Here is a 22635-nt window from a genome sequence, read left to right as displayed (position 1 = left end):
CGCCCGGGACACGGCCCCGGGCGCCCTCGCCGGCGTATCGGCGTACGACCGCCGGTCAGCTCTTCTTCGCGGAACCGGCCCCGTCCGTCACGTCCTGCGGGACGGCGTCGTCCTTCTCGGCCGGCTCGTCCTTCTCGGCCTCCGTGGTCTCTTCGCCCTTGTCGTCCTTCTGGTCCTCGCCCGGGGCGTCCCCGCCGTCACCGACGGTCTTCGCGCCGTCCCCGTCGCCGTCGGCGGCGCCCGGCTCGACCACCGGCTCGCGGCCCGGCCGCTTCTTCGCCGACACCACGATGTACACGACCGCCAGCAGGAACACGAACAGCGCGGTCCAGTTGTTCAGCCGGAGGCCCAGGATGTGGTGGGCGTCGTCGACGCGCATGTACTCGATCCAGAACCGGCCCGCGCAGTACGCGGCGACGTACAGCGCGAACGCCCGCCCGTGCCCGAGCGTGAAGCGGCGGTCGGCCCAGATGACGAGCACCGCGACGCCGACGCACCACAGGGACTCGTACAGGAAGGTCGGGTGGTACGTGCCCGGGACCCGGCCGTCGGCCGTCGAGGTGATCTCCAGGGCCCACGGCAGGTCGGTGGCCCGCCCGTACAGCTCCTGGTTGAACCAGTTGCCCCAGCGGCCGATGGCCTGCGCCAGGACGATGCCGGGGGCGACGGCGTCCGCGTAGGCGGGCATCGGGATGCCCCGGCGGCGGCAGCCGATCCAGGCTCCCAGCGCGCCCAGCGCGATCGCGCCCCAGATGCCGAGGCCGCCCTCCCAGATCTTGAAGGCGTCCACCCAGTTCCGGCCCTCGCTGAAGTACAGCTCGTAGTCGGTGATCACGTGGTAGAGCCGGCCGCCGACGAGGCCGAAGGGGACGGCCCAGACCGCGATGTCGGCCACCGTCCCGGACTGTCCGCCGCGGGCGACCCAGCGCTTGTTGCCGAGCCAGACGGCGACGAAGACGCCGATGATGATGCAGAACGCGTAGCCGCGCAGCGGAATCGGGCCGAGGTGCAGCACCCCGCGCGACGGGCTGGGAATGAAGGCAAGTTCCATGACAGGCCCGACGCTACCGTGCCGGACCGGGCCCGCGCCGGGCGGCCCGGCTACGGGTCCATAACAGGCGCCCCGGGCAAGGGCCTACCGGGCGGCGTCCTCCACCATCTGCTTCAGCTTCGCCGGGGTCATCGACTGGTCCGCGTAGATGTTCTTGCCGCCGAACAGGACGGTGGGCGTGCCGGTGAAGTCGCCGTCGAGGAAGGCGGCGGCCGACTTGTCGACCCAGCCGTTGTGGGTGCCGTTCGTGACGCACTCGCGGAAGGCGGGCGTGTCGAGGCCGTCGACCTTGCCGGCCAGCTCGATCAGCTTGTCGGTCTCGGCGTAGGCGTCGTCGCTCTCGGCGGGCTGGTTGTCGAAGAGCACGTCGTGGTAGGCCGGGAACTTCCCGGCGTCCTGGGCGCAGGCCGCGGCGTTGGCCGCGGTGCGGGAGCCGGTGCCGCCCATGTTGCCGTCGATGATGGTCGCCAGGTGGTAGTCGACCTTGAGCTGTCCGGCGGCGGTCAGCTCATGGATCACCGAGCGGTAGGTCTGTTCGAAGTTCTTGCAGGCGGGGCAGCGGAAGTCCTCCCAGACGGTCAGCGTCGACCCGGCGCTCTCCTTGCCGACGGGGATCGCGAGGCCGTCCTTGCCCTGGGCGCCCGAGGGCGCCGTGACCGGCCCCGACGCCGCTTCGTCGCCGCCGTCCTTGCCGGCCTCGGCCGCCACCACGCCGATCGCCGCGGCGACGCCCAGGACACCGACGACGGTGGCGCCCACGATCAGCGCGCGGCGGCGCTTGTCCGCGCTCTTCTGCTTCTCGCGCTCGGCCGCCAGCCGCTCGCGGGCGGTCCGCTTTCCCTCACGGTTCTTCTCGCTCACACCCCGCAGAACGAACCGGGGAGGCGCACCGCGCCTCCCCGGTCGCAGGTCCACCCGTACGAGTTACGCGTGACCGCGTACGCCCTGGGCGAGGTCCCCGGCGAGGGCGCGCACGCCCTCGATGCCGGCCGCGTGGTCGGGGGCGTCCAGCATCCGCTTGACGAACGCCGAGCCGACGATGACGCCGTCGGCGAAGCGGGCGACCTCGGCGGCCTGGGCGGGGGTGGAGACGCCGAGGCCGACGCAGACCGGGGTGGACGTGGTGGCGCGGGTGCGCCGGACCAGGTCCTCGGCCTGGGAGCTGACCGACTCGCGGGTGCCGGTGACGCCCATCAGGGAGGCGGCGTAGACGAAGCCGGTGCCGGCCTCGGTGATGGCGGCGAGCCGCTCGTCCTTGCTGCTGGGGGCGACCACGAAGACGGTGGCGAGGCCGTGCTTGGCGGCGTGCTCCTGCCACAGCGCCGACTCCTGCACGGGCAGGTCGGGCAGGATGCACCCGGCGCCGCCCGCCTCGGCCAGCTCCGCGGTGAACCGCTCGACGCCGTAGCGGTCGATCGGGTTCCAGTACGTCATGACGAGGATCGGCTTGCCGGTGGCCTGGTACGCCTCGCGGACCGTGCGCAGTACGTCGGCGATCTTCACGCCGCCGCGCAGGGCGATGTCGTCGGCGGTCTGGATGACCGGTCCGTCGAGCACCGGGTCGCTGTGCGGCAGGCCGACCTCGACGACGTCGGCGCCGCCGTCGACGACGGCCTTGACCGCCTCGATGCCGCCGTCCACGGTCGGGAAGCCGGCCGGCAGGTAGGCGATGAGGGCGGCGCGGCCCTCGGCCTTGGCGGCGGCGAGGGTGTCGTCCAGCAGGTGCAGGTTCCCGCTCACTTGGCGTCCCCCTCGATCTCGGCGGTGCCGGCGGCGTCGTCGGCGACCTCGGCGTCGGTGTCGTAGAGCCCGAACCAGCGGGCGGCGGTGTCCATGTCCTTGTCGCCCCGGCCGGAGAGGTTGACGACGATCAGCCCGTCCGGGCCCAGCTCCTTGCCGACCTCCAGGGCACCGGCGAGGGCGTGGGCGGACTCGATGGCCGGGATGATGCCCTCGGTGCGCGACAGCAGGCGCAGGGCCTCCATCGCGGCGGCGTCGGTGACGGCCCGGTACTCGCCGCGGCCGGAGTCCTTGAGGTAGGAGTGCTCCGGGCCGATACCGGGGTAGTCCAGGCCCGCCGAGATCGAGTACGGCTCGGTGATCTGGCCCTCCTCGTCCTGGAGGACGTAGGAGCGGGAGCCGTGCAGGATGCCGGGCTCGCCGGCCGAGAGGGTGGCCGCGTGCTCGCCGGTCTCGATGCCGTGCCCGGCGGGCTCGCAGCCGATGAGGCGGACGCCGGTGTCGGGGATGAAGGCGTGGAAGAGACCGATGGCGTTGGAGCCGCCGCCGACGCAGGCGATCGCGGCGTCGGGCAGCCGTCCGGCCCGCTCCAGGAGCTGGCGGCGGGCCTCGACGCCGATGACGCGGTGGAAGTCGCGGACCATCGCCGGGAAGGGGTGCGGGCCGGCGACCGTGCCGAAGAGATAGTGGGTGCGGTCGACGTTGGCGACCCAGTCGCGGAACGCCTCGTTGATGGCGTCCTTCAGCGTGCGGCTGCCCGACTTCACGGCGATGACCTCGGCGCCGAGCATCCGCATCCGGGCCACGTTGAGGGCCTGGCGCTCGGTGTCGACCTCGCCCATGTAGATGGTGCAGTCGAGGCCGAAGAGGGCGCAGGCGGTGGCCGTGGCGACGCCGTGCTGGCCGGCCCCGGTCTCGGCGATGACCCGGGTCTTGCCCATGCGCTTGGTCAGCAGGGCCTGGCCCAGCACGTTGTTGATCTTGTGGGAGCCGGTGTGGTTGAGGTCCTCGCGCTTGAGGAAGACGCGGGCGCCGCCGGCGTGCTCGGCGAACCGGGGGACCTCGGTGAGGGCGCTGGGGCGGCCGGTGTAGTTCACCAGCAGGTCGTCGAGTTCACGGGCGAACTCGGGGTCGTGCTTGGCCTTGTCGTACTCGACGGCGACCTCGTCCACGGCGGCGACGAGGGCCTCCGGGATGAACTTGCCGCCGTACGCCCCGAAGTAGCCTTCGGGGCTGGGGACCTGACCCTCGGGGTCGGGGATGAAGAAGGTGCTGGGCATGCGGGAACCTCACGGTGAGTGTGGGGAAGACACGGATCGCCGTGGGGGCGGGGTGGTCGGCCTGCTTCAGGCCGTCTGCGGCTGGTCGCGCCCACGCGACGGCAGTCGCACATCGGATACGGCCCCGCGCCCCTGGAAGGCCCGCTGCCATCGCCGTCCGTTGACCTGCCCCGGTTCGTCACCGATGACGTAGCGAACCCTGCGGCCGTGGACCCGCCGGGCGGGCGCGCGGCAGCCCCGGGGCCGGCAGCCGCGCGCGAGGCGGGCGTACGGGTCCCGGGACACCGAGGCGAGCAGGAGAGTCATCGGGGCAAGCCTACCGGGGTGTCAGCTCCGGCCGTGCCGCAGTGCCGGGTGTTCGCCCGCCGCCACCAGGTCGGCCACCGCGGCCTTGGGGTCGCGGCCGGTGACCAGGGACTCGCCGACCAGGACGGCGTCGGCGCCCTCGTTGGCGTAGGCGATCAGGTCGTGCGGGCCGCGGACGCCGGACTCGGCGACCTTGATCAGGCCCTCGGGGATCTCGGGGGCGACCCGCTCGAAGGTGCCGCGGTCGACCTTGAGCGTCTTCAGGTCGCGCGCGTTGACCCCGATGACCCTGGCGCCCGCCTCGACCGCGCGGTCCACCTCGTCCTCGTCGTGGACCTCGACCAGCGGGGTGAGGCCGATGGACTCGGCGCGCTCGATCAGCGACTCCAGGGCCGGCTGGTCCAGGGCGGCGACGATCAGCAGCGCGAGGTCGGCGCCGTAGGCCCGGGCCTCCCACAGCTGGTACGAGGTGACGATGAAGTCCTTGCGCAGGACGGGGATGTCCACGCGGGCGCGGACGGCCTCCAGGTCGGCCAGCGAGCCGCCGAAGCGGCGCTGCTCGGTGAGGACCGAGATGACGGCGGCGCCGCCCGCCTCGTAGTCCGCGGCGAGGGCGGCGGGGTCGGCGATGGCGGCCAGCGCGCCCTTGGACGGGCTGGAGCGCTTGACCTCGCAGATGACCTTGACGCCGTCGCCCTTGAGCGCGGCGGCACCGTCCTTCGCGGCGGGGGCCTTGGCCGCGCGCTCCTTGAGCTCGTCGAGGCTGACGCGCGCCTGCCGCTCCGCCAGGTCGGCGCGGACTCCGTCGATGATCTCGTCGAGCACACTCACGCGAGCGGCCCCCCTTTCAGACGGTTCGGTTCCGGGTACGGCTTCGCTCCGATGGTATCCGCAGGAGGGCACCGGTCTCGCATCCGGTTGACGCCGGTCCCGCCACCTGGACGTCCGGCGCGCGGTCAAGGGTGCAGCCAGCCACCGAACGGCAGGTTCCGGACGACGGTGAAGACCAGCAGGGGCACGCCCAGCGTCCACAGGTGCACGGGGCCGAGGTCGATCCGCAGCGGACGGCCGCGGACCGCGCGCGCCACCCAGACGGTCCACAGGACGGCCAGGGCCAGAAAGCCGGCGACGGCCAGGGCGTTGGCCTGGAGCGCCGTCGCCAGGTCGCCGTGGACGAGCGCGTGGGCGCTGCGCAGGCCGCCGCAGCCGGGGCAGTAGACGCCGGTGAAGCGCAGCAGCGGGCAGACGGGGTAGTGGCCGGGTTCGTTGGGGTCGACCGTGCCGACGTAGGCGAAGGCCCCGGCGACGGCGGCGAGCACGGCGGCCGGGGCGGCCGTCCGGGCGGCCCGTGCGGGGACGTGGCCGGCCCGTGCGGTGGCGCGGGCGGGCGGGGCGGTGGCGCGGGCGGGCGGGTGCGGCGGGTCCCGGCGTTCGGCGTCCATGCCCCGCATTGTGCCCCCTGCGCGCGCGTGAGGGGCGGCCCCGGCACCCAGGTGCCGGCCGCCCCTCGGCCGGGTCGCGCGGGTACGGCGTCCGGTCAGGCCTTGATGCCCGCGGGCTGCCGCTGTCCCGGCTCGGTGGTCTTGTGCACCGGGTGGGTGTCCTTCGGCTGGCCCATGCCCATCATGCGCATGATCCCGCCGACGGCGGCACCGAGGAGGGTGATCGCCATACCGACCCAGAAGCCCACCGGCTGGGCCATCACCATGAAGACGCCCGCGATGCAGAAACCGATGAAGGCGATGATGACACCGGTCCAGGCGGCCGGGGTGTGGCCGTGGCTGCTGTCCGACATTGCTGGCTCCTCGTTGCCGTGTACGTGTCGCTGTACGTGCTTGAGCTGGACGCTCCCGTTCATTCTCCCGCACGCGCGCGTGCGGTGTGCGGTGGGGTGCGCAACGCGCACGGCCACCGGCACGGGTGCCCACGCGCGCGTACCCGTAATCGCGCCCCGCGCGCGCGTGCCGCGTCAGGCCCCGGTCGGGTCCTCGCCGCGGTCGAGCGCCTTCCACAGCTCCTCGGGGCGGTCGGGATCGGCGGCCTTGGCGGTGCGGCGCGGGCGGGGGGCGCCGGAGCGCTCGTAGCGGCCGGACATCGCGGGCCACTGCCGGCCGTAGCGCAGGGCGAGCAGCCCGGCCAGCAGGAGCAGCGCGCCGCCCGCCGCCGCGACGTAGGGCCAGGCGGTGTGGCCGAGGGCGTGGACGGTGGCCGAGGTGGCGCCGGCGGCCTGCGCGGCCTGGTCGTCGAGGGCGGCGCTGTCGGAGGCGCCGGTCACGGCGGCGGCCACGGTGCCCGCGCCGCACAGCGCGAGCAGGGCGGCGACGACGTACCGCCCGGTGCGGCGGACGGCGAAGACGGCGACGAGCGCGGCGAGCCCCACTATGGCGAGCGCCGCGGGAACGCCCGTGACGTCGCTGCCCTGGGCGGTCAGGGGGAAGTCGCCGCCGGCCACCGTCGCGGTGCCGTGGGACCACTCCTGGCGGGTGGCCAGCAGGGCGACGGCCGCGCCCAGGGCACCGCTCAGCAGCGCGAGGGCGAGGCTACGGCGGCCGGACCGGGCGGGTCCCGCGGCTTCGGTACGGGGGTGAGGAACAGCAGTCACGTACTCCACTATCGCCTGAACCCCGGTGAAACGGTCACGCGGGGTTCACGTGAGCCTCGTCCCTTCCGCCGAGCCGGCTCGCGGTGTGCACCGCCCGCAGCACCGCCGCCGCCTTGTTGCGGCACTCGGTGTCCTCGGCGACCGGGTCGGAGTCGGCGACGACGCCGGCGCCCGCCTGGACGTAGGCGGTGCCGTCGCGCAGCAGGGCGGTGCGGATGGCGATGGCGGTGTCGGAGTCGCCGGCGAAGTCGAGGTAGCCGACGCAGCCGCCGTACAGGCCGCGCCGGGAGGGTTCGAGTTCGTCGATGATCTGCAGGGCGCGCGGCTTGGGGGCACCGGAGAGGGTGCCGGCCGGGAAGCAGGCGGTGAGGACGTCGAAGGCGGTGCGGCCGGGGGCGACACGGCCGGTGACCGTGGAGACGATGTGCATGACGTGCGAGTACCGCTCGACGGACATGAAGTCGACGACCTCGACGGAGCCCGGTTCGCAGACCCGCCCGAGGTCGTTGCGGCCGAGGTCGACGAGCATGAGGTGCTCGGCGCGCTCCTTGGGGTCGGCGAGGAGTTCGTCGGCGAGGGCCTGGTCCTCCTGGGGGGTGGCGCCCCGGTGCCGGGTGCCGGCGATGGGGTGCAGCAGGGCCCGGCCGTCCTCGACCTTGACCAGGGCCTCGGGGGACGAGCCGACGACGTCGAAGCCGTCGAAGCGGAACAGGTACATGTACGGCGACGGGTTGGTGGCCCGCAGGACCCGGTAGACGTCCAGGGCGCTCGCGGCGCACGGCGTCTCGAAGCGCTGCGAGGGGACGACCTGGAAGGCCTCGCCCGCGCGGATGCGCTCCTTGATGTCCTCGACGGCCTCCTGGAAGTCGGGGCCGCCCCAGCGCGCGGTGTACTCGGGCAGCTCGGAGGGCGGCAGCACGGCGGGCGGCTGGGCCACCGGGCGCGACAGGTCGGCCTCCATGGCGTCCAGCCGGGCGACCGCGTCGGCGTACGCCTCGTCGACGCCGGTGTCCCGGTCGTTGTGGTTGATCGCGTTGGCGATCAGCACGACCGTGCCCTCCCAGTGGTCCATCACGGCGAGGTCGCTGGTGAGCAGCATGGTCAGCTCGGGGAGCTTCAGGTCGTCGCGCTCCCCGGGGCCGACCTTCTCCAGGCGGCGGACGATGTCGTAGCCGAGGTAGCCGACCATGCCGCCGGTGAACGGGGGCAGGCCGTCCTGACGGGGGGTGTGCAGGGTCTCGACGGTGGCGCGGAGCGCGGCGAGCGGGTCGCCGTCGACGGGGACGCCGACGGGCGGGGTGCCGAGCCAGTGGGTGCGGCCGTCCCGTTCGGTGAGGGTGGCGGCGCTGCGGACGCCGACGAAGGAGTACCGGGACCAGGAACGCCCGTTCTCGGCGGACTCCAGCAGGAAGGTGCCGGGGCGCTCGGCGGCGAGTTTGCGGTACAGCGCGACCGGGGTGTCGCCGTCGGCGAGGAGCTTGCGGGTGACCGGGACGACCCGTCGGTCGGCGGCCAGCTTGCGGAACGTGTCGAGGTCCATGGCGGCAGACCTTACTGATCGCCGGCCGGGCTGCCGAGATCGCCGTCCTTGAGCAGCACGTCCTCGTCGAAGCAGGTGCGGGCGCCGGTGTGGCACGCGGCGCCGACCTGGTCGACCTTGACCAGCACGGTGTCGGCGTCGCAGTCCAGGGCGACGGACTTGACCCACTGGACGTGGCCGGAGGTGTCGCCCTTGACCCAGTACTCCCGGCGGCTGCGCGACCAGTAGGTGCAGCGGCCGGTGGTCAGCGTGCGGTGCAGTGCCTCGTCGTCCATCCAGCCGAGCATCAGCACCTCACCGGTGTCGTACTGCTGGGCGATGGCGGGCAGGAGGCCGTCGGGGCTGCGCTTGAGGCGGGCGGCGAGATCCGGGTCGAGTGCGCCGGTCCTGCCGGGGGGCGTGCTGGTCATGCCGTCCATTGTGCCGGGTGGGCGGCGGGCGGCCCGGCGCCGTCCACTGTGCGGACCCGGTGCGCGGCCGTAGGCTGGCCCCATGTCGACTTTCGCCAAGCGTGAACGCCTTCTGCTCACCGAGCTGTTGGAGACCGCGGGCCCGGACGCCCCCACCCTGTGCGAGGGCTGGCGCACCCGTGACCTCGCCGCGCACCTGGTGGTGCGCGAGCGGCGGCCGGACGCGGTGGGCGGCGCCGTGATCAAGCCGCTGGCGTCCCGGCTGGAACGGGTGATGGAGGAGTACGCCGCGAAGCCCTACGAGGAGCTGCTCCAGCTCCTGCGCTCCGGCCCGCCGCGCTTCTCCCCGTTCGCCGTCAAGCAGGTCGACGAGGCGGCCAACACGGTGGAGTTCTACGTCCACACCGAGGACGTCCGCCGGGCCCAGCCGGACTGGACGCCGCGGGAGCTGGACCCGGTCTTCCAGGACGCCCTGTGGTCCCGGCTGGAGCGCACGGCCCGGCTGCTGGGCCGCGGTGTGCCGACGGGGCTTGTGCTGCGCCGCCCGGACGGGCAGACGGCGGTCGCCCACCGCGGCACGCCGGTGGTGACGGTGACCGGCGAGCCCTCCGAGCTGCTGCTGTTCGCCTTCGGGCGGCAGAGCGCGGCGGCGGTGGAGCTGGACGGCGACAAGGAGGCGATCGCCCGGGTGCACGAGACGAAACAGCTCGGTCTGTGACCTGACCGCGCGCGGTGACGCGTGCCCCGCAAGGGGCGCGGCGTCACCGCACCGCGTGCCCCGCCCCCCGCAGCGTCTCCTTCACCTCGCCGATCCGCAGGTCGCCGAAGTGGAACACGGACGCGGCCAGCACCGCGTCGGCGCCCGCGGCGACGGCCGGCGGGAAGTCGGTGAGCTTGCCGGCGCCGCCGGAGGCGATGACCGGGACGGTGACGTGCTCGCGCACCGCCGTGATCATCTCCAGGTCGTAGCCGTCCTTGGTGCCGTCCGCGTCCATGCTGTTCAGCAGGATCTCGCCGGCGCCCAGTTCGGCGGCGCGGTGCGCCCACTCGACGGCGTCGATGCCGGTGCCCTTGCGGCCGCCGTGGGTGGTGACCTCGAAGGTGCCGGCCGCGGTACGGCGGGCGTCCACGGAGAGCACCAGCACCTGCCGGCCGAACCGCTCGGCGATCTCGCGGATCAGGTCCGGGCGGGCGATCGCCGCCGTGTTGACGCCGACCTTGTCGGCGCCCGCCCGCAGCAGCTTGTCGACGTCCTCGGCGGTGCGCACGCCACCGCCGACGGTGAGCGGGATGAAGACCTGCTCGGCGGTGCGGCGCACGACGTCGTAGGTGGTCTCCCGGTTGCCCGAGGAGGCGGTGATGTCCAGGAACGTCAGCTCGTCGGCGCCCTCGGCGTCGTACACCTTGGCCATCTCGACGGGGTCGCCCGCGTCGCGCAGGTTCTGGAAGTTGACGCCCTTGACGACCCGGCCGCCGTCCACGTCCAGGCAGGGGATGACTCGGACCGCCAGGGTCATGAATCCACGGCTCCTCTTAACAGTGCTTACTGTCCTCTGAATGCTTCCACTTCCACCGACACCAGGACCCGGGAGTCGATGAAACCCTGCACGACCAGCAGGGTCGTGACCGGGCGTACGGCGTCGAACAGCTCCTTGTGGGCCCGCCCCACCGCGTCGACGTCCCGGGAGTGCGCCAGGTACACCCGGGTGCGGATCACGGACTCGACGCCCAGCCCGAACTCGCCGACCGCGTCCAGCGCGGTGGCGAAGGCGACCTTGGCCTGCTCGTACGGGTCGCCCTCGCCGTACAGCACATCGCCCTTGAAGGCCGTCGTGCCCGCCACGACGACCCGGTCGCCCGCCGCGACGGCGCGTGCGAAACCGAAGGACTCTTCCCAGGGACTTCCGCTCTGCACGCGCCGCACGGCTTCGGATGTCATCGCGACACAGCCTCCAAGGCTTCTTCCAGGGTGAACGCCTTCGCGTACAGGGCCTTCCCGACGATGGCGCCTTCGACACCGAGCGGGACCAGTCCGGCCAGCGCCCGCAGGTCGTCCAGGGAGGAGACGCCGCCGGAGGCGACGACCGGGCGGTCGGTGGCCGCGCAGACGTTCTTCAGCAGTTCCAGGTTGGGGCCCTGGAGGGTGCCGTCCTTGGCGATGTCGGTGACGACGTAGCGGGCGCAGCCCTCCTGGTCGAGGCGGGCCAGCGTCTCGTAGAGGTCGCCGCCGTCGCGGGTCCAGCCCCGGCCGCGCAGCGTGGTGCCGCGTACGTCGAGGCCGACGGCGATCTTGTCGCCGTGCTCGGCGATGATCTTGGCGACCCACTCGGGGGTCTCCAGGGCCGCGGTGCCCAGGTTGACGCGGGTGCAGCCGGTGGCGAGGGCGGCGGCGAGGGTGTCGTCGTCGCGGATGCCGCCGGACAGCTCCACCTTGATGTCCATGGCCCCGGCGACCTCGGCGATCAGCGCGCGGTTGTCGCCGGTGCCGAAGGCGGCGTCCAGGTCGACCAGGTGCAGCCACTCGGCGCCGGAGTTCTGCCAGGCGAGGGCGGCCTCCAGGGGGGAGCCGTAGGACGTCTCGGTGCCGGACTCGCCGTGCACGAGGCGGACGGCCTGGCCGTCGCGGACGTCGACGGCGGGGAGGAGTTCGAGCTTGGCCATGTCGCTACAGGGTTCCGATCCAGTTGGTGAGGAGCTGGGCACCGGCGTCGCCGGACTTCTCGGGGTGGAACTGGGTGGCCCACAGGACGCCGTTCTCCACGGCGGCCACGAAGGGCTTGCCGTGGGTGGACCAGGTGACCTTGGGGGCGGTCATCGCGGGGTTGTGCGTCTCCAGCGACCAGTCGTGGACGGCGTAGGAGTGCACGAAGTAGAAGCGGGCGTCCGCGTCCAGGCCCGCGAAGAGCTGGGAGTCCGCGGGAGGCTCGACGGTGTTCCAGCCCATGTGCGGGACGACGTCGGCCTGGAGCGGTCCGACCGTGCCGGGCCACTCGTCCAGGCCCTCGGCCTCGACGCCGTGCTCGATGCCGCGGGCGAAGAGGATCTGCATGCCGACGCAGATGCCCATCACCGGGCGTCCGCCGGCCAGGCGCCGGTCGACGATCCAGTCGCCGCGCGCCTCCTTGAGCCCCTTCATGCAGGCGGCGAAGGCGCCGACGCCGGGGACGAGCAGGCCGTCGGCGTTCATCGCCGTGTCGAAGTCACGGGTGATCTCGACGTCGGCTCCCGCGCGGGCGAGGGCGCGCTCGGCGGAGCGCACGTTGCCGAAGCCGTAGTCGAAGACCACGACCTTCTTCGTGGGCGTGCTCAATTCCACACCTCCAGCCTCAGGATGCCCGCCAGCAGACACATCGCGGCGCCGAGGGAGAGCAGCACGATCAGGCCCTTGGGCATCTCCTGCTTGGCGAACGAGATGATCCCGCCGACCAGGAAGAGGCCGACGACGATCAGTACGGTCGAGGTGCCGTTCACAGCGCGCCCTTCGTGGAGGGCAGGATGCCGGCCGCGCGCGGGTCGCGCTCGGAGGCGTACCTGAGCGCCCGGGCCAGCGCCTTGAACTGGCACTCCACGATGTGGTGGGCGTTGCGCCCGTAGGGCACGTGGACGTGCAGGGCGACCTGGGCCTGGGCGACGAAGGACTCCAGGATGTGCCGGGTCATGGTGACGTCGTACTCGCCGATCATCGGCGCCATGGTCTCGGGCTCGGTGTGCACGAGGTAGGGGCGGCCGGACAGGTCGACGGTGACCTGGGCGAGGGACTCGTCCAGCGGGACCGTGCAGTTGCCGAAGCGGTAGATGCCCACCTTGTCGCCGAGGGCCTGCTTGAAGGCGGCGCCCAGCGCGAGGGCGGTGTCCTCGATGGTGTGGTGGGAGTCGATGTGCAGGTCGCCCTCGGTCTTCACGGTGAGGTCGAACAGACCGTGCCGGCCGAGCTGGTCGAGCATGTGGTCGTAGAAGCCGACGCCGGTGGCGATGTCGGTCTTGCCGGTGCCGTCGAGGTCGATCTCGACGAGGACCGAGGTCTCCTTGGTCACGCGCTCCACGCGTCCTACGCGGCTCATGCCGTCTGCTCCTTCTTGAGTTCACGTACCGCGTCGAGGAACGCGTCGTTCTCGGCCGGGGTGCCGGCGGTGACCCGCAGCCATCCCGGTACGCCGTTGTCCCGGACCAGGACGCCCCGGTCGAGGATCTGCTGCCAGACCGCGTGGGCGTCGTCGAACCGCCCGAACTGGACGAAGTTCGCGTCCGAGTCGGTCACTTCGTAGCCGAGGGCGAGCAGTTCGGAAACCAACCGGTCCCGTTCGGTCTTGAGCTGCTCGACGTACTTCAGCAGGGTGCCGGTGTGCTCCAGGGCGGCCAGCGCGGTCGCCTGGGTGACGGCGGAGAGGTGGTACGGCAGCCGGACGAGCTGGACGGCGTCGACCACGGCCGGGTCGGCGGCGAGGTAGCCCAGGCGCAGTCCGGCGGCGCCGAACGCCTTGGACATGGTCCGGGAGACCACGAGGTGCGGGCGGCCGTCGAGCAGCTCCAGCAGCGAGTCGCCGTGGCTGAACTCGATGTACGCCTCGTCCAGGACGACCATGGAGGGCTTCGCCGCCTGCGCCGCGTCGTACAGCGCGCGGACCGTCTCCGGGGGGACGGCGGTGCCCGTGGGGTTGTTGGGGGTGGTGATGAAGACGACGTCGGGACGGTGCTCGGCGACGGCCTTCCGCGCCGCCGCGAGGTCGATGGTGAAGTCGTCGTTGCGGGGACCGGAGATCCAGCCCGTCCCCGTGCCCCGGGCGATGAGCCCGTGCATCGAGTACGACGGCTCGAAGCCGATGGCGGTGCGGCCGGGGCCGCCGAAGGTCTGCAGCAGCTGCTGGATGACCTCGTTGGAGCCGTTGGCCGCCCACACGTTCTCGACGCCGAGGGGGTGCCCGGACGTCTCGGTGAGGTACGCGGCGAGCCTGGTGCGCAGCTCGACCGCGTCCCGGTCGGGGTAGCGGTTGAGGTCGCGGGCGGCCTCACGGACCCGCTCGGTGATGCGGTCGACCAGCTCCTCGGGGAGCGGGTACGGGTTCTCGTTGGTGTTCAGCCGGACGGGGACGTCGAGCTGGGGCGCGCCGTAGGGGGACTTGCCGCGCAGTTCGTCCCGTACGGGGAGATCGTCGATGCGGGTGGTGCTCACTTGCCCTCGGGAACCTTCCAGTCGAACCTCGCCTTGATCGCCGCCCCGTGGGCCGGCAGGTCCTCCGCCTCGGCCAGCGTCACCACGTGGTGGGCGACCTCGGCCAGCGCGTCGCGCGTGTAGTCGACGATGTGGATGCCGCGCAGGAAGGACTGCACGGACAGGCCGGAGGAGTGGCAGGCGCAGCCGCCGGTGGGCAGGACGTGGTTGGACCCGGCGGCGTAGTCGCCGAGCGAGACGGGCGCCCAGGGGCCGATGAAGACCGCGCCCGCGTTGCGCACCCGGCCGGCCACCTCGGCGGCGTCGGCGGTCTGGATCTCCAGGTGTTCGGCACCGTAGGCGTCGACGACCTTCAGGCCCGCTTCGACGCTGTCGACCAGGACGATGGCGGACTGCTCGCCCTTGAGCGCGGGGACGACCCGGTCCTCGACGTGCTTGGTCGCGGCGACCTGCGGCTCCAGCTCCCGCTCCACCGCGTCGGCCAGTTCGGCGGAGTCGGTGACCAGGACGGCCGCGGCCAGCGGGTCGTGCTCGGCCTGGCTGATCAGGTCGGCGGCGACGTGCGCCGGGTCGGCGGTGGCGTCGGCGAGGACGGCGATCTCGGTGGGGCCGGCCTCGGCGTCGATGCCGATCTTCCCGGTGAAGTAGCGCTTGGCGGCGGCGACCCAGATGTTGCCGGGGCCGGTGACCATGTTCGCCGGCGGGCAGGACTCGGTGCCGTACGCGAACATCGCGACGGCGGTGGCGCCGCCGGCCGCGTAGACCTCGTCGACGCCGAGCAGGGCGCAGGCGGCGAGGATGGTCGGGTGGGGCAGGCCACCGGCTGGATCATTTTCAAAAGCGGGGGCCTGGGCGGGGGAGGCGAGCGCGATCGAGGGGACGCCGGCCTCCTGCGCGGGCACCACGTTCATGATCACGGAGGACGGGTAGACCGAGCGTCCGCCGGGCGCGTACAGGCCCACGCGGTCCACCGGCACCCACTTCTCGGTGACCGTGCCGCCGGGCACGACCTGGGTGGTGTGCGTGGTCCGGCGCTGGGCGCGGTGGACCAGACGGGCACGGCGGACGGACTCCTCCAGGGCCGCGCGCACGGCCGGGTCCAGCTCGTCGAGGGCCTTCTCCAGGGCCTCGGCGGGCACTCGCACCCGCTCCAGGCTGACGCCGTCGAACCGCTCGGCGAAGTCGATCAGCGCCGCGTCGCCCCGATGATGCACGTCCTCGCAGATCGGACGCACCTTCTCCAGGGCGGCCGAGACGTCGAAGTCGGCTCGGGGCAGCAGGTCGCGCAGGGCGGGGCCCTCGGGGAGGGCGTCGCCGCGCAGATCGATTCGGGAGATCACGCGACCAATTCTCTCAGACCCGCGTCGGACCCCGGTCGCGCGTTCCACTCACTGATACACCCCGGCCCCGGATTCCTCCGAATAATCATCACCAAGAGTATTCGCGGCCTCACTCTGCGGGCATGAACGGTTGTACGAGGGTGATGACCCGTAAGCAGCAGGGGAGGAAGTGAAAAGCCGTGACCGAGGTGGCAGAACTCCGCGCCGCGGAGCTGCCCGACGACCTGACGGCGGCCGAGGCGGGGATGTGGCAGGCGTTCCGCAACGGCTCCGTGTACGACCTGAGCAGCGGTGACGCCGCGGTCGACGATCCGCACGGCCGGCTGCCGTGGGGGCCGGAGCGGACCGTGCGGGCCCGCGTCGTGTGCTGGCTGCTGCTGGACGGACCGCCCGCGCTGGCCGGCCGGGTGTCCTCGCTGAAGCTGGTCGGCGTGCTGATCAGCGGCACGATGGACCTGGCGGGCGGCACCGTGGCGCCCTACGTGGAGCTGCGCCGCTGCCGGTTCGAGCGGGAGGTGCTGCTGCCGGAGGCGCGGTTCACCACGCTCCGGCTGGTGGACTGCCGTGTGCCCCGGCTGGAGGCGGCCCGGCTGCAGACCGAGGGCGACCTGCATCTGCCGCGCTGCCGGTTTCCGGGCGGGGTGCGGCTGACCGACGCCCAGATAGGCACCGACCTGCTGCTCAACCAGGCGGTGGTGCACCACGACCGCAGCGGCCGGTCGATCGCCGGGGACGGTCTGTCCATCGGGCAGGACCTCCAGGCGGACATGCTGGAGTCGCACGGCGAGCTGCGGCTGCGCAGCGCCCAGATCGGCGTCTCGCTGAGCCTGCGCGGCGCCCGGCTGGTCAACCCCCGCGCCCGGTTCGCGCTGAACGCCCCGCAGCTGACCGTGGAACGCTCGCTGTACCTGACGCCGGGGAGCCTGGGCAACCCGCTGCTCATGGGCACGACACCGGCGGAGGGGACGCGGATCCAGCGGTTCGAGTGCGAGGGCGGGATACGGCTGGACGACGGGCGGTTCGGCGACGCGGTCGACTGCGAGCAGGCCCGCTTCGTCCTCACCGAGCTCCAGGAGGTGTCGCTGCGCCGGGTGCAGGCGTCCGAGCTGCGCTTCCTCGGGGAGCGGCCGGCGCTGGGCCGGGTGGTGCTGTCGGGGGCGCGGGTCGTCAACCTGATCGACCGGGCGGACAGCTGGCCGGGGCCGGGCCGGCTGCACATGGGCGGCTTCAGCTACGAGAACCTGGTGCCGCGGGGCCCGTTCCCGCTGGCCGAGCGGCTGGAGTGGGTGGTCGCCGCGACCGCCGAGTACAACCCGGAGCCGTACGAGCTGCTCGCGGCGGTGCTCAAGGCGGGCGGCGAGGAGGAGGACGCCCGCGAGGTGCTGCTCGCCAAGCAGCGCCGGCGCCGCGAGGGCCTGCCGCTCGGCACCAAGCTGTGGGGGTACCTCCAGGACTGGACCGTCGGCTACGGATACCGCCCGGGGCGGGCGGCGGCGTGGCTGGCGGTGCTGTGGGCGGCCGGCTCGCTGGCGTTCTCGTACGCCGATCTGGCGCCGCTCAAGGGCGGCGAGCATCCGGCGTGGAACCCGGCACTCTTCTCGCTGGACCTGCTGGTGCCCGTGATCGACCTGGGCCAGGTGAGCTACTGGCGGCTGGCCGGCGGCTGGCAGTGGCTGGCGGCGGCGCTGATCCTGCTGGGCTGGGTGCTGGCCTCGACGGTCGCGGCGGGGGCGACGCGGACCCTGCGGCGGAACTGAACCCACCGCCGCGAGAGCGCCGCGAGAACGCGAAGAACCTTCACCTTTTACTCGCCCTTTACCACCGTCCATACAACTTTCCACAGGTTCGGTGAACCCTCTGGCGCCGTCCCGAACCGCGGACTTTCAATGGTCGACACCATGGCCCGTCTACGCGCGTTCCTCCGCCGCACGACTCGGCTGCGAGGCGCCTCCCCCCGCCCGGCGGCCGGCCCCTCGGCCGGCGCTTCGGCCGCTCCTGCGACCGGTCCCCAGGCCGGTCCCCCGGCCGGGGACGAGGTGCTCCTCGACGTGCCCGACGACCGGCTGGCGCCCGCGCTGGTCGCCGCGGCGCACGGCGCGCACGGGCCCGCCGCCGCGCTGCTGGCCGGCACCCGCGCGCAGGAGCGGTGGGAGCACCGCGACCGGTACGCGGCCCGGCTGGCGGCCTTCGCGCGTTCCCGCCCCGAGTGGCTGCGGGCCTGGCACACCGCCGCCCCCGAGGACCCGGACGGCCGGCTGGTCACCGTACGGCTGGCGGTGGACCGGTGCTGGGAGTCGCCGGACCGCGTGGAGCTGCTGCGGCAGATCGCCCCGATGGTCACGGAGGCCGCCGAGAACAGCGGCCGGGACCCGGTGCCCTGGCGGGTCGCGCTGGACTCGGCGCGGGGACGGCACGCCGGGCACGCCGAGTTCGAGCGGCTGTGGACGGAGGCGGTACGGCGCTGCCCGCACCACTACGGCTGCCATGTCGCGGCCCTGGAGTACCTGGCCGCCGCCTCGCCGGGCGCCCACCGCGAGTGCCTGGACTTCGCCGAGACGGCCGCCAAGGACGCCCCCGAGGGCTCGGCGCTGCGGGCGCTGCCGCTGCGGGCGGCCTTCCGGTGTCTGACCGAGGGCGGCGCGGGCGCGGTGGGGCGGGCCCGGCTGGACACGGCGGCCGACCTCGCCCTCGCGCTGTCGGCGGCCCAGCCGGCGGCCGACCCCTGGCCGGCGGAGCTGCGCAACCTGCTCGTCTACGTCCTGGTCCGGCTGGAGCGCTGGCCGGACGCCCTGGAGCAGCTGCGGCTGGCCGGCCCGTACGCCACCTCCTTCCCCTGGGACCGGGAGGCGGAGGACCCGCTCGGCCGGTTCCTCCAGGTGCGCGACGGCGTCCGCGCGGCGGTGGCCGGAAAGGTGCCGGCCGGGGTCTGCGGCGGGCGCGGTTCTCACGCCGGTCCCGGCGCGCATTAGGCTTCTGGACCGTGACCACCGTCCGGCTTCCGCTCTTCCCCCTGAACTCGGTGCTGTTCCCGGGGCTGGTGCTTCCGCTCAACGTCTTCGAGGAGCGCTATCGCGCCATGATGCGCGAGCTGCTGAAGACCCCCGAGGAGGAACCGCGCCGGTTCGCCGTCGTGGCGATCCGCGACGGCCACGAGGTGGCGCCGAGCCTGCCGGGGCTGCCCGATCCGACGGCGGTGCCCGAACGCGGGGCCGCCGCGGGGTTCGGCCCCGACCCCGTCAAGGCGCTGCACAAGGTCGGCTGCGTGGCCGACGCCGCGACGATCCGGGAGCGGCCCGACGGCACCTTCGAGGTGCTGGCGACCGGCACGACCCGGGTGCGGCTGCTCTCCGTGGACGCCTCCGGCCCGTTCCTGACGGCCGAGGTGGAGCACCTCGACGAGGAGCCCGGTGACGAGGCGGGCGCGCTGGCCGAGGGCGTGCTGCGGGCGTTCCGCCAGTACCAGAAGCGGCTGGCGGGGGCGCGCGAGCGGTCGCTGACCACCGGCGCCGACCTGCCGGACGAGCCGGGCGTGGTGTCGTACCTGGTGGCCGCCGCGATGATGCTGGACACGCCGACCAAGCAGCGGCTGCTCCAGGCCCCGGACACCGCCTCCCGCCTGCGGGACGAGCTGAAACTCCTGCGCACCGAGACGGCCGTCATCCGTACGCTGCCGTCGCTGCCCGCGTCGGAGCTGACGCGCGGCCCGACGAGTCTCAACTGACGTATCCGAGGAACTGCCGAGCATGGCGAAGAAGGCGAAGAAGCAGCAGCCGGGGGGCACGCCGGCCACGGTGGCCCTGACGGCGGCCGGGGTGACGTACACGGTCCACTCCTACGACCACGACCCCGCGCATCCGTCCTACGGCGAGGAGGCGGCCGAGGCGATGGGCGTCTCGCCGGAGCGGGTCTTCAAGACGCTGGTGGCGGACGTCGACGGGCAGCTGACGGTCGCGGTGGTCCCGGTCGCGGGCAAGCTGGACCTGAAGGCGCTGGCCGCCGCGGTGGGCGGCAAGCGGGCGGCGATGGCCGACCCGGCCCTCGCGGAGCGCACCACGGGCTACGTCCGGGGCGGCATCTCCCCCCTCGGCCAGCGCAAGCGGCTGCCCACGGTCCTGGACGACTCGGCGCCGGCCCACCCCACCATCTGCGTCTCGGCGGGCCGCCGGGGTCTGGAGATCGAGCTGTCCCCGGGAGACCTGGCCGAGCTGACCGGCGCGGTCCTCGCACCGGTGGGCCGCGCCTGACCCCTCGGCGGACACGCCACCGGAAAGGCAGCGCACACCAGGACCGCCGGCCGGCCTGGACGACCGGCCCGGCGGTGAGCAGCCGGTGAGGCCGCCCCGCGAGGGGGCGAACGGTCACACCGCACCCGCTTTCTTGAACGGTCGATCCAGATCGTTTACGGTGGAGCCATGCCAAGGACCCGGGAGTTCGACACGGAGGCGGCGGTGAGCCGCGCCATGGAGCTGTTCTGGACGCGCGGCTACGAGGCGACCTCGGTGCGCGATCTGACCCAGCACCTGGGGATCGGGCAGGGGTCCCTGTACGCCGCGTTCGGCGACAAGGACGGCCTGTACCGGGCCGCACTGGAGCACTACCGCACCACCCTCGCGGCGGACGCCCTGCGCAGCCTGGAGGAGGCGGACGCCCGTACGGCGATCCGCACGCTGCTGACGGAGCGGATCCGTGTCGCCGTCAGGAGCGACGGCCGGGGCTGCCTGGCCGTCAACGCCGTCTGCGAGCGGCTGCCCCGGGACGCAGCGACCCGGCGCACGGTGCGCGACATGCAGGACGCGAGCCGCGAGGCGCTGGCCGAGGTGCTGCGGGCGGCGATGGAGCGGGGCGAGATCGCGGCGCGGCACGATCCGCACACGGCCGCCGCGTTCCTGGTCACCTTCCTCAACGGACTGCTCGTCTCCTCGAAGATCACGCCGGACGCGCGCTCCCTCGAACCCCTCGTGGACATCGCGCTGACCGCTCTCGGCTGAGGGACATCGCCCGCCCTCGGCCGGGGACTCCCCCTGCCCCGAATCTGTAACGGTCGATAAAGAAAATGGGGCCCGTCCGCGGTCGCCCGCCAGGACAGGAAGGAAGCACCCGTCATGATGTACGACCACACCACAACGCCCCTGCTCACCGGCCGTGCCGCCGTCAACGGCACGAGCCTGCACTACCGGACGGCCGGGTCCGGCCCGGCCGTGGTGCTGCTGCACGGCGTGCCCAAGACCGGCTACCACTGGCGCCACCTCGTCCCGAAGCTGACGCCCCACCACACCATCGTCGTGCCCGACCTGCGCGGTCTCGGCGACTCCGCCCGCCCCGCGGACGGCTACGACTGCGCGACGATGAGCGACGACATCGCCGAGCTGATGGCCCGCCTCGGACACGAGACCTACGCCGTGCTCGGCGAGGACTGGGGAGCGGTGATCGGCTACCAGCTCGCCGCCCGCCACCGCGACCGGGTCGGCTCCCTCGTGTTCGCCGAGGCGCTGTTCCCCGGCTTCGGCTTCGAGGACCACACCGCGCTCACCCCCGAGAACGTCGGCGGCGGCATGCACCTGTGGCATCTGGGCTTCTACTTCCAGCCGGACGTGCCCGAGATGCTGATCGCCGGGCACGAACGCGAACTGATCACCTACATGATCAAGTCCGAGCGCTCCCGCCCCGACAGCGCCACTCCCGACGCGACCGAGGAGTACGTGCGCTGCTACTCCATGCCCGGTGGAATCCGCGCGATGCTCGCCGTCTACCGGGCGATGCTCGTCGACGCGGAACAGAACCGGCAGGCCGCGAAGGAGAAGCTCGACATCCCGGTCCTGGCGCTCGGCGGGTCCGCGTTCATCGGCGACCGCAACGAGTCCCAGCTGCGGCTCATGGCCCACCACGTCACCGGCCACGTCCTCGACGCCGGGCACGACCTCGCGGAGGAAGTACCCGACGAGATGGCCGACGTCGTCCTGCCGTTCCTGGCGGCGCACCGGTAGCCGGCCTCCGTCCGCCGGAGCCACAGGGCCCCGGCTCCCCCCGCGCCCCGTACGGCCGGGGTCGTCGTGCGCGTCCGACCGGTGACCGGGTACGCCCGGTACCGGCCGGCGGGCGGGAACCGGCGCGCAGGCCGGCGCGATGGCGGACGCAGGGCGCCGGGTGGCGCCGGACGCAGGGCGCCGGGCGCCGAGTGGCGCCGGACGCCGGACGCCGGACCCCGGACGCCGGACGCAGGACGCCGGACCCCGGGCGCCGGACCCCGGACGCCGGACCCCGGACCCCGGGCGCCGGACGCCGGACCCCGGACGCCGGACGCAGGACGCCGGACCCCGGACGCCGGACGCAGGACGCCGGACCCCGGGCGCCGGACGCCGGACGCCGGACCCCGGACCCCGGGCGCCGGACCCCGGGCGCCGGAGGATCGTCACGCACGACTCGCCGCAGGGGCGCTCGGCCCCGCTCGACCGCTACGGCCGCGGCCCCGGGCGTCTCCCCGGCCCGGGCCCGCGCGGCGGGGCGGCCGGACCCCGCCTCAGCCGCTCGCGCCGTCGTACGGCTCCGGATCCCGCGGCGCGAACAGCGCCGTCAGCCCCAGATGCACCAGCAGCCCGGCCAGCGGCCACGCCAGCAGCGCCCCCTTCGCCCCGAGCTTCAGCGGCGCCGGGAAGGTCTCCCCCTTGCCCGCCTCCCGCGCGTGCGCGATCACGTCCTGCGTCGGCCCGAGCCACACCCCGAGCCGCCAGGCCAGCACCGCGCCCAGCAGTCCGCCGACGCCGAGCGCCACGACCAGCGGCACGCCGCCGCGCCGCCGCACCAGGAAGACGACCAGCGCGCTGAGCGCCCCGAAGGCCAGCGCGAGCAGCGTGAACGTGCCGTCGACGCCGACCGCCTGCTCGCCCTCGGAGTCCTTGAGGTAGACCACCCAGCTCTTGTCCACCACGTCACCGACGAGCGGCACGCTCGGCGCCAGCCGCCACCACAGCACGCCGAGCAGCGCCCCGGACACCGCCACCGCCACCGCGGCCACGGCGGCCTGCCACACTTCGGTCCTCAGTCCCGGACCGTCCTGCTCGCCGGACCGGCCGTACGCGCCGTCGGCCGCGTACGCCCCGGCGGGCGGCGGCACCGGCTGTCCCTGGTGGGACGCGGACGAGTGTTCGTGGGGTGGCGGAGGGGGAGTCAGCGGTGCGGTCACCCTGCCATCGTGCCAG

At 73.5% G+C, this 22635-nt stretch carries 27 protein-coding genes; 7 read left to right on the top strand and 20 right to left on the bottom strand.

Annotated elements, in window-relative coordinates:
* Window positions 1–55: 55 nt before the first annotated feature.
* The 11 genes from lgt to hisI all read right to left on the bottom strand — a co-directional run bounded on the left by lgt (window position 56) and on the right by hisI (window position 8929).
* A complete protein-coding gene (lgt, locus tag ACIQR3_RS08790) occupies window positions 56–1051 on the bottom strand; it encodes a prolipoprotein diacylglyceryl transferase (protein WP_403536124.1) in 996 nt (331 codons plus the stop codon).
* Window positions 1052–1135: 84 nt separating this feature from the next.
* Entirely contained in the window at window positions 1136–1912 is a 777-nt protein-coding gene (locus tag ACIQR3_RS08785; RefSeq protein ID WP_403536122.1) for a DsbA family protein, read from the bottom strand.
* 63 nt (window positions 1913–1975) lie between these two features.
* The gene (trpA, locus tag ACIQR3_RS08780; RefSeq protein WP_403536120.1) at window positions 1976–2791 is read right to left on the bottom strand and encodes a tryptophan synthase subunit alpha; all 816 of its coding nucleotides are present in this window, start codon (window positions 2789–2791) and stop codon (window positions 1976–1978) included.
* Window positions 2788–4071: a tryptophan synthase subunit beta gene (trpB, locus tag ACIQR3_RS08775; RefSeq protein ID WP_403536118.1), complete on the bottom strand. Its 1284-nt coding sequence runs from the start codon at window positions 4069–4071 to the stop codon at window positions 2788–2790. The genes trpA and trpB overlap by 4 nt, the downstream gene beginning before the upstream one ends.
* Window positions 4072–4137: 66 nt before the next feature.
* Window positions 4138–4377 carry a tryptophan biosynthesis modulator TrpM gene (gene trpM, locus ACIQR3_RS08770; protein WP_374198396.1) on the bottom strand — a complete coding sequence of 80 codons (240 nt, stop codon included), beginning with the start codon at window positions 4375–4377 and terminating at the stop codon, window positions 4138–4140.
* Window positions 4378–4398: 21 nt separating this feature from the next.
* Complete coding sequence (gene trpC / locus ACIQR3_RS08765) at window positions 4399–5208, bottom strand: indole-3-glycerol phosphate synthase TrpC (RefSeq protein WP_403536115.1); 810 nt, start codon at window positions 5206–5208, stop codon at window positions 4399–4401.
* 125 nt (window positions 5209–5333) lie between these two features.
* Window positions 5334–5828: a DUF2752 domain-containing protein gene (locus tag ACIQR3_RS08760; protein ID WP_403536112.1), complete on the bottom strand. Its 495-nt coding sequence runs from the start codon at window positions 5826–5828 to the stop codon at window positions 5334–5336.
* Window positions 5829–5914: 86 nt separating this feature from the next.
* Window positions 5915–6172 carry an HGxxPAAW family protein gene (locus tag ACIQR3_RS08755; protein WP_403536109.1) on the bottom strand — a complete coding sequence of 86 codons (258 nt, stop codon included), beginning with the start codon at window positions 6170–6172 and terminating at the stop codon, window positions 5915–5917.
* Window positions 6173–6346: 174 nt separating this feature from the next.
* Window positions 6347–6988, bottom strand: a complete 642-nt coding sequence (locus ACIQR3_RS08750) for a TIGR02234 family membrane protein (RefSeq protein ID WP_403536106.1) — start codon at window positions 6986–6988, stop codon at window positions 6347–6349.
* Window positions 6989–7013: 25 nt separating this feature from the next.
* Entirely contained in the window at window positions 7014–8519 is a 1506-nt protein-coding gene (locus ACIQR3_RS08745; protein WP_403536103.1) for an anthranilate synthase component I, read from the bottom strand.
* Between the two features lie 11 nt (window positions 8520–8530).
* A complete protein-coding gene (hisI, locus tag ACIQR3_RS08740; protein WP_403536101.1) occupies window positions 8531–8929 on the bottom strand; it encodes a phosphoribosyl-AMP cyclohydrolase in 399 nt (132 codons plus the stop codon).
* Window positions 8930–9011: 82 nt separating this feature from the next.
* Between hisI and ACIQR3_RS08735 the strand changes: the two genes are divergently transcribed.
* Window positions 9012–9647 carry a TIGR03085 family metal-binding protein gene (locus tag ACIQR3_RS08735; protein WP_403536098.1) on the top strand — a complete coding sequence of 212 codons (636 nt, stop codon included), beginning with the start codon at window positions 9012–9014 and terminating at the stop codon, window positions 9645–9647.
* A gap of 43 nt (window positions 9648–9690) precedes the next feature.
* Here the strand turns inward: ACIQR3_RS08735 and hisF are convergent, their stop codons facing one another.
* Genes hisF through hisD form a run of 8 tightly spaced genes read right to left on the bottom strand, consistent with a single transcriptional unit; the run spans window position 9691 to window position 15439 of the window.
* The gene (hisF, locus tag ACIQR3_RS08730) at window positions 9691–10446 is read right to left on the bottom strand and encodes an imidazole glycerol phosphate synthase subunit HisF (RefSeq protein ID WP_403536095.1); all 756 of its coding nucleotides are present in this window, start codon (window positions 10444–10446) and stop codon (window positions 9691–9693) included.
* A gap of 26 nt (window positions 10447–10472) precedes the next feature.
* Window positions 10473–10868 carry a RidA family protein gene (locus tag ACIQR3_RS08725; RefSeq protein WP_403536092.1) on the bottom strand — a complete coding sequence of 132 codons (396 nt, stop codon included), beginning with the start codon at window positions 10866–10868 and terminating at the stop codon, window positions 10473–10475.
* Window positions 10865–11590, bottom strand: coding sequence for a bifunctional 1-(5-phosphoribosyl)-5-((5-phosphoribosylamino)methylideneamino)imidazole-4-carboxamide isomerase/phosphoribosylanthranilate isomerase PriA (priA, locus tag ACIQR3_RS08720; protein ID WP_403536089.1), 726 nt, complete (start codon window positions 11588–11590; stop codon window positions 10865–10867). The genes ACIQR3_RS08725 and priA overlap by 4 nt, the downstream gene beginning before the upstream one ends.
* 4 nt (window positions 11591–11594) lie before the next feature.
* Window positions 11595–12245, bottom strand: a complete 651-nt coding sequence (gene hisH, locus ACIQR3_RS08715) for an imidazole glycerol phosphate synthase subunit HisH (RefSeq protein WP_403536087.1) — start codon at window positions 12243–12245, stop codon at window positions 11595–11597.
* Window positions 12236–12400, bottom strand: a complete 165-nt coding sequence (locus tag ACIQR3_RS08710; protein WP_215167902.1) for a hypothetical protein — start codon at window positions 12398–12400, stop codon at window positions 12236–12238. The genes hisH and ACIQR3_RS08710 overlap by 10 nt, the downstream gene beginning before the upstream one ends.
* A complete protein-coding gene (gene hisB / locus ACIQR3_RS08705) occupies window positions 12397–12990 on the bottom strand; it encodes an imidazoleglycerol-phosphate dehydratase HisB (protein ID WP_215167901.1) in 594 nt (197 codons plus the stop codon). Before hisB ends, ACIQR3_RS08710 begins: the two co-directional genes overlap by 4 nt.
* Window positions 12987–14099, bottom strand: a complete 1113-nt coding sequence (locus ACIQR3_RS08700; protein WP_403536083.1) for a histidinol-phosphate transaminase — start codon at window positions 14097–14099, stop codon at window positions 12987–12989. Before ACIQR3_RS08700 ends, hisB begins: the two co-directional genes overlap by 4 nt.
* Complete coding sequence (gene hisD / locus ACIQR3_RS08695) at window positions 14096–15439, bottom strand: histidinol dehydrogenase (RefSeq protein ID WP_403536080.1); 1344 nt, start codon at window positions 15437–15439, stop codon at window positions 14096–14098. The genes ACIQR3_RS08700 and hisD overlap by 4 nt, the downstream gene beginning before the upstream one ends.
* 179 nt (window positions 15440–15618) lie before the next feature.
* Here hisD and ACIQR3_RS08690 point away from each other — a divergent pair, with 179 nt between their 5' ends.
* From ACIQR3_RS08690 to ACIQR3_RS08665, 6 genes are all read left to right on the top strand, one after another.
* Complete coding sequence (locus tag ACIQR3_RS08690; protein ID WP_403536076.1) at window positions 15619–17196, top strand: oxidoreductase; 1578 nt, start codon at window positions 15619–15621, stop codon at window positions 17194–17196.
* A 129-nt stretch (window positions 17197–17325) separates the two neighbouring features.
* Window positions 17326–18408: a hypothetical protein gene (locus tag ACIQR3_RS08685; RefSeq protein ID WP_403536074.1), complete on the top strand. Its 1083-nt coding sequence runs from the start codon at window positions 17326–17328 to the stop codon at window positions 18406–18408.
* Between the two features lie 11 nt (window positions 18409–18419).
* Window positions 18420–19160 (top strand): LON peptidase substrate-binding domain-containing protein, encoded by a 741-nt coding sequence (locus ACIQR3_RS08680; protein ID WP_403536071.1) that lies wholly within the window; start codon window positions 18420–18422, stop codon window positions 19158–19160.
* 22 nt (window positions 19161–19182) lie between these two features.
* The gene (gene ybaK / locus ACIQR3_RS08675; RefSeq protein WP_215167895.1) at window positions 19183–19683 is read left to right on the top strand and encodes a Cys-tRNA(Pro) deacylase; all 501 of its coding nucleotides are present in this window, start codon (window positions 19183–19185) and stop codon (window positions 19681–19683) included.
* A gap of 168 nt (window positions 19684–19851) precedes the next feature.
* Window positions 19852–20427, top strand: coding sequence for a TetR/AcrR family transcriptional regulator (locus ACIQR3_RS08670; protein WP_403536068.1), 576 nt, complete (start codon window positions 19852–19854; stop codon window positions 20425–20427).
* Window positions 20428–20541: 114 nt separating this feature from the next.
* Window positions 20542–21423, top strand: a complete 882-nt coding sequence (locus ACIQR3_RS08665) for an alpha/beta fold hydrolase (RefSeq protein ID WP_403536065.1) — start codon at window positions 20542–20544, stop codon at window positions 21421–21423.
* A gap of 533 nt (window positions 21424–21956) precedes the next feature.
* Here ACIQR3_RS08665 and ACIQR3_RS08660 read toward each other — a convergent pair.
* Window positions 21957–22619, bottom strand: a complete 663-nt coding sequence (locus tag ACIQR3_RS08660; protein ID WP_403536063.1) for an AAA family ATPase — start codon at window positions 22617–22619, stop codon at window positions 21957–21959.
* Window positions 22620–22635 lie beyond the last annotated feature (16 nt).

The organism is Streptomyces sp. NPDC090994 (assembly GCF_044768905.1).
Taxonomy (GTDB): Bacteria; Actinomycetota; Actinomycetes; order Streptomycetales; family Streptomycetaceae; genus Streptomyces.
The sequence above is the reverse complement of the archived record's forward strand: the minus strand, read 5'-3'. Positions and strand labels throughout refer to the sequence as shown.

What these genes read in the sequence shown, in the direction of transcription:
- lgt (WP_403536124.1), bottom strand. Translation starts at nt 1,051, where the DNA reads ATGGAACTTGCCTTCATTCCCAGCCCGTCGCGCGGGGTGCTGCACCTC.
- trpB (WP_403536118.1), bottom strand. Translation starts at nt 4,071, where the DNA reads ATGCCCAGCACCTTCTTCATCCCCGACCCCGAGGGTCAGGTCCCCAGC.
- trpM (WP_374198396.1), bottom strand. Translation starts at nt 4,377, where the DNA reads ATGACTCTCCTGCTCGCCTCGGTGTCCCGGGACCCGTACGCCCGCCTC.
- ACIQR3_RS08760 (WP_403536112.1), bottom strand. Translation starts at nt 5,828, where the DNA reads ATGCGGGGCATGGACGCCGAACGCCGGGACCCGCCGCACCCGCCCGCC.
- ACIQR3_RS08755 (WP_403536109.1), bottom strand. Translation starts at nt 6,172, where the DNA reads ATGTCGGACAGCAGCCACGGCCACACCCCGGCCGCCTGGACCGGTGTC.
- ACIQR3_RS08745 (WP_403536103.1), bottom strand. Translation starts at nt 8,519, where the DNA reads ATGGACCTCGACACGTTCCGCAAGCTGGCCGCCGACCGACGGGTCGTC.
- hisI (WP_403536101.1), bottom strand. Translation starts at nt 8,929, where the DNA reads ATGACCAGCACGCCCCCCGGCAGGACCGGCGCACTCGACCCGGATCTC.
- ACIQR3_RS08735 (WP_403536098.1), top strand. Translation starts at nt 9,012, where the DNA reads ATGTCGACTTTCGCCAAGCGTGAACGCCTTCTGCTCACCGAGCTGTTG.
- hisF (WP_403536095.1), bottom strand. Translation starts at nt 10,446, where the DNA reads ATGACCCTGGCGGTCCGAGTCATCCCCTGCCTGGACGTGGACGGCGGC.
- ACIQR3_RS08725 (WP_403536092.1), bottom strand. Translation starts at nt 10,868, where the DNA reads ATGACATCCGAAGCCGTGCGGCGCGTGCAGAGCGGAAGTCCCTGGGAA.
- priA (WP_403536089.1), bottom strand. Translation starts at nt 11,590, where the DNA reads ATGGCCAAGCTCGAACTCCTCCCCGCCGTCGACGTCCGCGACGGCCAG.
- hisB (WP_215167901.1), bottom strand. Translation starts at nt 12,990, where the DNA reads ATGAGCCGCGTAGGACGCGTGGAGCGCGTGACCAAGGAGACCTCGGTC.
- ACIQR3_RS08685 (WP_403536074.1), top strand. Translation starts at nt 17,326, where the DNA reads ATGGTCGACACCATGGCCCGTCTACGCGCGTTCCTCCGCCGCACGACT.
- ybaK (WP_215167895.1), top strand. Translation starts at nt 19,183, where the DNA reads ATGGCGAAGAAGGCGAAGAAGCAGCAGCCGGGGGGCACGCCGGCCACG.
- ACIQR3_RS08670 (WP_403536068.1), top strand. Translation starts at nt 19,852, where the DNA reads ATGCCAAGGACCCGGGAGTTCGACACGGAGGCGGCGGTGAGCCGCGCC.
- ACIQR3_RS08665 (WP_403536065.1), top strand. Translation starts at nt 20,542, where the DNA reads ATGATGTACGACCACACCACAACGCCCCTGCTCACCGGCCGTGCCGCC.